The organism is Comamonas sp. E6 (assembly GCF_001010305.1).
Taxonomy (GTDB): Bacteria; Pseudomonadota; Gammaproteobacteria; order Burkholderiales; family Burkholderiaceae_C; genus Comamonas; species Comamonas thiooxydans.
In genome coordinates, this window is the sequence record NZ_BBXH01000050.1 from 1 (window position 1) to 7,469 (window position 7,469).

At 53.0% G+C, this 7,469-nt stretch carries 4 protein-coding genes and 3 pseudogenes; 5 read left to right on the forward strand and 2 right to left on the reverse strand.

All coding sequences use genetic code 11. From position 1 onward, the window contains the following. Nucleotides 1–153: 153 nt before the first annotated feature. Together CSE6_RS25570 and CSE6_RS25575 are read right to left on the reverse strand one after the other, a co-directional pair. Nucleotides 154–492 carry a hypothetical protein gene (locus tag CSE6_RS25570; RefSeq protein WP_034394005.1) on the reverse strand — a complete coding sequence of 113 codons (339 nt, stop codon included), beginning with the start codon at nt 490–492 and terminating at the stop codon, nt 154–156. A gap of 9 nt (nt 493–501) precedes the next feature. Next, nucleotides 502–1,140, reverse strand: coding sequence for a hypothetical protein (locus tag CSE6_RS25575; protein WP_059441860.1), 639 nt, complete (start codon nt 1,138–1,140; stop codon nt 502–504). 331 nt (nt 1,141–1,471) lie between these two features. Between CSE6_RS25575 and mobH the strand changes: the two are divergent. The 5 genes and pseudogenes from mobH to CSE6_RS25600 all read left to right on the forward strand — a co-directional run. Continuing rightward, a pseudogene (mobH, locus tag CSE6_RS26870) lies at nt 1,472–2,422 on the forward strand (MobH family relaxase); the annotation flags it as partial. A 1,247-nt stretch (nt 2,423–3,669) separates the two neighbouring features. Beyond that, a pseudogene (locus tag CSE6_RS26875) lies at nt 3,670–3,738 on the forward strand (hypothetical protein); the annotation flags it as partial. 1,002 nt (nt 3,739–4,740) lie between these two features. Beyond that, entirely contained in the window at nt 4,741–6,609 is a 1,869-nt protein-coding gene (gene traD, locus CSE6_RS25590) for a conjugative transfer system coupling protein TraD (protein WP_034367679.1), read from the forward strand. Between the two features lie 6 nt (nt 6,610–6,615). Further along, nucleotides 6,616–7,218 carry a hypothetical protein gene (locus CSE6_RS25595; RefSeq protein ID WP_152668672.1) on the forward strand — a complete coding sequence of 201 codons (603 nt, stop codon included), beginning with the start codon at nt 6,616–6,618 and terminating at the stop codon, nt 7,216–7,218. Continuing rightward, nucleotides 7,175–7,469 (forward strand): annotated as a pseudogene (locus CSE6_RS25600) (conjugal transfer protein); the annotation flags it as partial. The gene CSE6_RS25595 and the pseudogene CSE6_RS25600, both read left to right, overlap by 44 nt.

A 7,469-nucleotide genomic window follows, 5' to 3' on the forward strand; every position in this document is an offset into this window, starting at 1 on the left:
CTCTGGCATCAACTGCTCATACAGGTGGCCAAAGCCCCAGGTGACGGCGATGTCGCCGCCTGTGATGTAGCCATCGTTGTACTGGCGCACGCCCAGCACTCCTGCAAGGTCTTTGCCTTGGGCTGGCTTCTCGCAGATATACAGATCCATGATTCACGCTCGCCCGATGAGTTGAGAGCGCTCTTGCTCGTTGGCTGTGCTTGGGCGGTGCATCTCTTCCACCATGGCCAATGCTTCGGGGCATACGAAGATCATGCCTCGGCTGATGTTCGCTACGTGTCTGCGCAAGGCCAGCGCAACCATGTACTCAGGATGTCGTATCCCTAGCCAAAACGAATGAATGCTGACCTCGCCTAAGACGAAAGCAGCGCAAACATTGAATCTATGTTTGAGCTTGTGTTTCAAGGGGCGATTGCGCCAGACCTCGACTGGGTTGTGTCCGCAGAAGCGGTCGTGCAGTTGCAGATCGCGTGGATTGTTCTGGAAGTACATTGCAGCCTCTTAGAGCTTGCCCTTGCAGCTCTTGATGCTGGCTGGGCGAGTGGAGTTGCGAACAATGTCCTGCTGGGATTCTGAAATCGTTGTGCCAGAACAAAATGACTTCCAGGCGTCCTTGTAACCCTGATAGTTGTGGTTAGGCCGACTGCAACTGCTTATCGCATCGGCTGGAACTTCCCCCTTGGCTTGCGTGACGAACTTCCAATCTTGTTCGGTCATGCCCTGGCCAGCGTTGCAGTAGCGCTCCCAGCGGCGCATTTCATAAATGGCATAGCTGGTTTTGTTCGTGGTGGGGGCTGGCTTGGCTGCAGACTTGCTCAGGAGGGCGCGCATCTCGTCAATGCTTGGGCCGATGATCGCTGGTGTCGCTTTCGGGGAGGGCTTTGGCGCGAGGGCCGGGGATTTGGCGGGTGTATAGCTTTGCGTCTGTGAGTCCTCATTGCTAAGCACATCGACAAAGCCTGGTTGGTGTAGAGCGGCTCCACCACGGCCAATATTGCCCCAGGCCACTGTCAAATGGCGGTGCGTGCGCTGGGGCTTGTCGTCTTCTTTGATGACAACAGGCTCCGGGGGCTTGGATTGAAAAGCCGCGCAGCCAGAAAGTACGCCTGCAGCAATAAGCAGTGATAGGTATGGACGCATAGCGCCTTGACTCCTTTGAAATCAGATAAAAAATTCTAGAAGTCAGTACCCAGATACCTTGATGCGCGATTTGCCCGTAATGGGCCACTCCGTAATCTTGTCTTGGAAGGCTTTTGGGGGAGCATCGGCGGATTGTTTTAAAGCACAGTCCATGCCTCCAGATTTACTCGCTCCATTTTTGAAAACGCTCAAGGGGATATTTACGTCCTCTCGCGCGCCATCGAATGTGCATTCCAGTGGAAGCGGGCGGATCTTGGACATCGATGAAGAGGACATTCCAAGGTATCCCCCTTTCGCCAAAGGCATGCCCGTCGCGCCTGTGGATCGGGTCATGGCTACACAGGCTGAATTGGTAGAGCGCATTCGCATGGCGCTGGGCTTCAAAAAAGAAGACTTTCATCGCCTGGTTGTCCCAGTCATCGAGCGCTATGCGTCTTTTGTCCATCTGCTACCCGCATCAGAGGCACACCATCACCGTGGGGCCGGAGGGCTGTTTCGTCACGGCCTTGAAGTGGCATTCTGGTCGGCGCAAGCCTCTGAGGGGGTTATCTTTTCGACCGAGGGCACACCGCGTGAGCGCCGCGACAACGAGCCAAGATGGAGGCTGGCCAGCTGCTTTTCTGGATTGCTGCATGACGTTGGCAAGCCGTTGTCCGATGTGTCGATCACCGACCGCAACGGAAAGATCGTCTGGAACCCCTATGGGGACTCGCTCTATGAGTGGGCACGCAAGAACAACGTGGACCGCTATTTCATTCGCTGGCGCGACAAAAGGCATAAGCGTCATGAGTCGTTCTCGTTGCTGACAGTAGATCGCATTCTTCCTGACCAGACACGCGGCTTCCTGAGCGAAAGCGGCCCCAAGATCATGGAGGCGATGCTTGAGGCCATCTCAGGTACTGGGGTTAATCAGCCTGTGACAAAGCTGATGCTGATGGCTGACCGGGAGAGTGTGGCCCGTGACCTGAAGCAGTCGCGCCTGAATGTCGATGAGTTCTCATATGGCGTGCCTGTCGAGCGATATGTGTTCGATGCAATACGCCGATTGGTAAAGCAGGGCACTTGGAAAGTGAACGAGCTGGGCGCGAAAGTTTGGCACTTGAAGCAGGGCGTATTCATCGTCTGGAAGCCCGCCCAGGACATCACGGATCTGGTTGAGAAGGACAGAATACCGGGCGTTCCGCGCGATGCCGACACCTTGGCCGATATCCTGGTTGAACGTGGTTTCGCTGTATCGAACATTGTTTCCGAAAACGGAAATATGGCCACATACCGCTACTGGGAGGTCATGCCCGATTTGGTGAAGGCCCAGGGGTTGGAGAAACCTCTCCTGATGCTTCGGCTGGAATCTCCTGATTTGGTTTTCACAACCGAGCCACCTCCAGCGGTCGAAGGGGTAGTTACAGGCGAAGCAGCGGCAGAAGAGGTCGCTCTCAACGTGCAACTGACAGATCTGAATGCTCCAGCCGTTGCACCAGGTAGCAGCACCGAAAATGACTGGAAGGATATGCGCTTTCCGCCAGATGAATCGGCGCAGTCGGCTGCGGCATCAACAGCACCAGCACCCGCACAAATACCGATTCAAACGGCAGGACAGACCGCAGCCCACACTTCATCATCTGCACCAGTTGCTCAAAGCACAGGAGCTAATGTAAGCGCGCCAGGTGCGCCTGCTGCTCAGCCGCCTTCTGAGTCGAACTCAAACATGCTGGCGCTGATACCCGGCTTGATTCAGTCGCCCTCGGTTGCTGGCGTAGATGAAGATGGAATCGGCGTCAGTGCTGAAGTGCTCAAGGCCGAGCAGGATGCCATGTCCGCCTTGGCCGGGATAGGCATGATGGGATTGGACATGTTTGCACCTGTCCCCTCCCCAGTGCCAGCAGCTGCAGCGCAACATAAGCCAGATCCGCTGCCAACGCCTCCAAACTCATCTGTAGCTGAATCACCTGCACCCCCAAAAACTGAACATGACCATGTGAGTTCGGTAGAAGTCTCTCCTATGCAGATGCTGGCGCAGGCAACAGGCTCAAAACCGGACGTGGATGCTCCTGCAACTGTAGGTCCTGCCAATGATTTTCTGGCAGTACTGACAGCAAATTATCCGAGCGCAACAGAGTCGCATACTCCATCTTCGATGCCTCAAAGTGCAGGGCAGGCGACGGGTAAGAGCGCTACAAAAATCAAAGCAAATAGGGCTGATAGACCAAAGCCTGAGGCTGCAAAGGGGGGACGACCAGCAGCTGCTCTAGAAACAGTGGAACAGTCGAAGGGCAGTGGCAAGGATGGAGTGCATAAGGCTGCAATACCTCCATCTGCACCCCCCCCCGCTGCCGTCCATGCAGCAGCTCGACCTCCTGCGGTGGAAAGTGCTACCGCGCCCGACTCAATGCCAGAGACATCGCACGTCTTGCCTCCCCCATCTGAATACAACCCTCTCCAAGAGCTGATTGATCTCAATATCGGTTTGGGATTTGACCCTTTGCCTGAGCATATGCGTCTGGCCAACGATGTGGTCGAGCCTGTCCTTTCAGAGGAACCCATAAGCACGCAGTCGGAGCCAGGAGCTGGCCCTGTCGATCTCTCAGGAGGCTTGGCTGAGGTACTGGCTCAATACGGATCTCAAGTGCAGGCATTGATCATGGCTGCCGTGATGCCGGTATTGCTGCGCGATATGACCCTTGGGGAAGTTTTGTTCATGCATGGTCAGCAGGCGGCGATCTATTACCCAGAGGGAGCAAGGAAGATTGGCGGCGATGCCTCTGAGGTAATCAAGATACTGGCCCAGCAACAAGCAATTTCCATCAATCCAGCAACTCCAGGCCGCTATGTCTGGGACTTTGACGGCTACATGGGCATTGTGCTTTGCGAGCCTATATCTGAAGCGATACGGGTGGCGCTCGCTCAAGCAGGAGAGCAGGAAGAAGCTGGAATCTGTCAGCTGGCAATGATGGCTCCAGTGCAATTCATTGAGGTCACACCGAGCGAACCTACTCCAATGGACAAGCTGCGTGGAGCTGCATTGGCGGAAGCAGTCTTGAACACGGGCTTCAAGATGCCTGTTCGCCAGAAGCGCACCAAGACAGCCTTGCGTGATGTCAAGCCCAAAGGCCGAGGGGCAGATCCAGGCCTGGGCATCGCAGAGGCTGCAGCTCCGCGTCAATCTCCACTATTTATCCCGGCCCATGAAAAGCGTACTGAAAGTCAGCCGCCAGTAGCCCTGGCCATTGAGCACGAGATTTCCAAGGTGTCATCCAGCCCAGCTGCTGGAGCGGAAGAGAGGGCCGATTCACAAGCTCGTCCAAAGGGCAAGAAGGACAAGCAGAACGCGGCGAAGCCCGATACAGGCGAAGTGATAGAGGTGCGCGTCGATCCCATCGAGCGCGCATTCCAACGGTTGATCGAAATGATTAAGGCGGGCAATGGACCGTGGCTTGCATCGGCGCCTATTCGTGAGGGAGAAAAGCTTTTGGTGGACAAGCGCACCCTTCAGCTGATGACCAACGACTTGATAGGCGTGGAGTTGATGACGGTGCACTTCAAGATGAGCAGCTTTGGCTTCAAGGTCCGCGAAAACCAATTAATTTATTCGGAGAAATAGAGATGGCAATTGAATACGATGCTTTGGCCTATGAGATGCCCTGGCGGCCAAACTATGAAAAGCGCGCGGTCATGGGGTGGGGGCTGGCCACCTTTGGAGCAATGTGTGTGCAGCAGGTCACAGAGATGCCCCCGCAGCCTTTCTACTGGATGGCTGGTATAGGTGCGACTATGGCCATGGCCAGACTTCCGAAGGCCTACAAGCTTCACAAGCTGCAAGAGCACCTTAAGGGCAGACCACTGGAATTCATCAAGATTTCAGAGGTGCAAAAGATGATCAGCAAACACAAGGATGAGCTGTGGCTCGGCAAAGGCTTCATCTGGGAAAACCGCCACGCACAGCGCGTTTTTGAGATCCTGCGCAGAGACTGGTCTTCCATCACCAACCAGAAGTCATTGCTCGAAACGCTGCTGCTGAGGCTGAACCTCAAAGCTTCCAAAGAACTGGAGATGGGTCAACCCTGGATTCATGGGGTGGAACCGAATGAGGTGGATCTGTATCAGCCTTTGAAGCATGTAGAAGGGCACTCACTTTGGGTCGGGACAACGGGTAGTGGCAAAACGCGCGCATTCGATGTGAATATTGCCCAGGCCATCATGCGCAATGAGGTGGTCATCATCATTGATCCCAAGGGCGATAAGGAGATGCGCGACAACGCGCGGCGTACTTGTGAAGCGATGGGCACCCCGGAGCGCTTCATACAGTTCCATCCTGCCTTCCCGGAAGAGTCCGTGCGAATAGACCCGCTTCGCAATTTCACACGCGGGACAGAGATTGCTTCCCGTCTGGCGGCGCTCATCCCGAGCGAAGCTGGCGCTGATCCCTTCAAGTCGTTCGGCTGGCAGGCCTTGAACAATATCGTTCAAGGCCTGCTGATCTGCCACGAGCGTCCCAACTTGATCAAGCTGCGCCGCTACCTTGAAGGCGGTGCTGAAGGCCTGGTTGTAAAGGCTGTTAAGACCTATTCTGAGAAGGTTGACCCACATTGGGAAGAGAAGGCCGCACCGTACTTGGAAAAGGTCAAGAACGCCAGTCTCGACAAACAGGCTGTGGCTCTGATGAAGTTCTATCTGGCGGAAATACAGCCTACTTTCCCAAGCTCCGAGCTGGAGGGGCTGCTGAACATGTATCAGCATGACGCCACCCACTTCGGCAAGATGGTGTCGAACCTCTTGCCCATCATGAACATGCTGACTTCCGGTGATATCGGGGCACTGCTCTCGCCAGATCCAAACGACCTGAGCGACGAGAGGCCCATAACTGATAACGCGAAGATCATCAACAACGGCATGGTTGCCTACATCGGGCTGGACTCGCTCACAGACAGCATGGTGGGCAGTGCAATCGGATCAATTTACTTGTCGGACCTGACAGCGGTGGCGGGTGATCGCTACAACTACGGCGTCGATAACCGACCAGTCAATATTTTTATCGATGAAGCTGCTGAAGTCCTCAATGATCCAACTATTCAGCTGCTCAACAAAGGGCGGGGAGCAAAGATGCGATTGTTTGTTGCGACACAAACGATTGCAGATTTCACAACACGCTTGGGCAGTCAAGAGAAGGCGCTACAAGTTCTAGGTAATATCAACAATATTTTTGCTCTTCGCGTCACAGACACTGAGTCGCAAAAGTACATAGCGGAAAATTTACCTATGACGCGCGTGAAGTACGTCATGCGCAACCAAGGACACAACACAGACGGCGATCAACCAATCATGCATGGTGGCAACCAGGGGGAGCGCCTGATGGAGGAAGAAGCAGAGCTTTTTCCGTCTCAGCTGCTGGGGATGCTGCCGAACCTGGAGTTCATAGGGAAGATTTCAGGCGGGCGTGTGGTAAAGGGGAGGTTGCCGATATTGACTTCATAAGAGGATATGAAAAAAAACAATTCTGAAAAGTATCGGAACTATGAGGTCATTTCAATGATTGACACGACTTTGCCTTTTACTATGGTTGAAAAAATCAAGGCAAATAGTAAGAAAAGTAATGAATTACTAAGTGTTTTGCAGTTTGATTGGCCTGATGTTGAATTGGTACTTCAGAAGTTAACAAGGTATGTAACTGCAGGAATCCAAGCCGATAAGAAACCTGTAATACAGACTATTATTGAAGAAGCTTTGGATCAGTACGCGGTTCTCTTGATTGAAAACAATGGGAAAAAAATACTAGATCCAATACGCCTTGGAATGTTTCTTAAGTGTTTGATTGATGAAACAGTACTGGCGCTTCGAGTGAAAGTCTGTTCAAGCAATGGAAGCTCTTGGGATGTCTCTCAAGGAATTCCATTTGCTGACTGGGTAATGGTAAATAAGCCAAGGATAACGATTCATGAGAGCAGTGACTTTACTTTGGATGATGATTTAATTAGTAGAAGGTATGTCTATGATTACATCACCAATGAAAGAATCAAAAAAGTATTGCGGAGAGTAAATTATGAACAAACCGTGGTTTGTGGTGGTGATTCTGCTTCTCCTTGAAGCAACAGTAATTTTGCTTTTGATTCCAGGCGATTGGACCAAAAAGCAAATACATATTGAACAGAAATATGTAGAGCAAACACTAGGCGAGGACACTAGAGAGTGGGTGAAGAAGAGGGCAAATGGCTGGTATAACTACGCAATACTCGATTCCGGGTTTTATGAGGGTGCGCTGAATACGCTTATTCCTACTGAAACTGAGAAAAAACGCTCTCGTGGAATGGAGAAGATGGGGCAGGATTGGTTCGCCT

Coding starts and splice junctions, on each gene's coding strand:
- CSE6_RS25575 (WP_059441860.1), bottom strand. CDS start 1,140: ATGCGTCCATACCTATCACTGCTTATTGCTGCAGGCGTACTTTCTGGC.
- traD (WP_034367679.1), top strand. CDS start 4,741: ATGGCAATTGAATACGATGCTTTGGCCTATGAGATGCCCTGGCGGCCA.
- CSE6_RS25570 (WP_034394005.1), bottom strand. CDS start 492: ATGTACTTCCAGAACAATCCACGCGATCTGCAACTGCACGACCGCTTC.
- CSE6_RS25595 (WP_152668672.1), top strand. CDS start 6,616: ATGAAAAAAAACAATTCTGAAAAGTATCGGAACTATGAGGTCATTTCA.